1 pseudogene is annotated in these 352 nt (G+C 77.8%); it reads right to left on the bottom strand.

Annotation, left to right across the window (positions count from 1 at the left end):
* Positions 1-198 (bottom strand): annotated as a pseudogene (locus tag C667_RS26280) (NYN domain-containing protein); the annotation flags it as partial.
* Between the last annotated feature and the right edge of the window lie 154 nt (positions 199-352).

The raw sequence follows: 352 nt of genomic DNA, 5'->3' as shown, positions 1-352 counted from the left end.
GGGCGCGGTGCTTGCCGAGCCCCCCGCCTCGGTCGCGGCGCCGCCCGCGCCTTCCGCCGCGGCCTTGCCACCCGCCCCGCGCCCGCCACGACCACGCCGCGACGACGACTTGGCGGCGTCGGAGGGCTTCTCCTTCTGTTTCGGCTTGTCCTTGCCCTTGCCTTTGCCCTTCGGCTTCTCGTCCTGGGCGGCGTCCACGCCGGCGGCATGGACCGCGCTCGCCGCAGCGGGGACCGGAAGGAGGTCCGCTGCGGCTGCGGTGGGCGCAGAGGTGGGCGCGGCAGTGGCCACGTCGGCGGCCGCAGCGACGGGCGCATCGGCCTTGCCGCCACGCCGCCGGCGCGTCGCGGGA

It is taken from the genome of Thauera phenylacetica B4P (assembly GCF_000310225.1).
GTDB classification, from domain to species: Bacteria; Pseudomonadota; Gammaproteobacteria; order Burkholderiales; family Rhodocyclaceae; genus Thauera; species Thauera phenylacetica.
The sequence above is the reverse complement of the archived record's forward strand: the minus strand, read 5'-3'. Positions and strand labels throughout refer to the sequence as shown.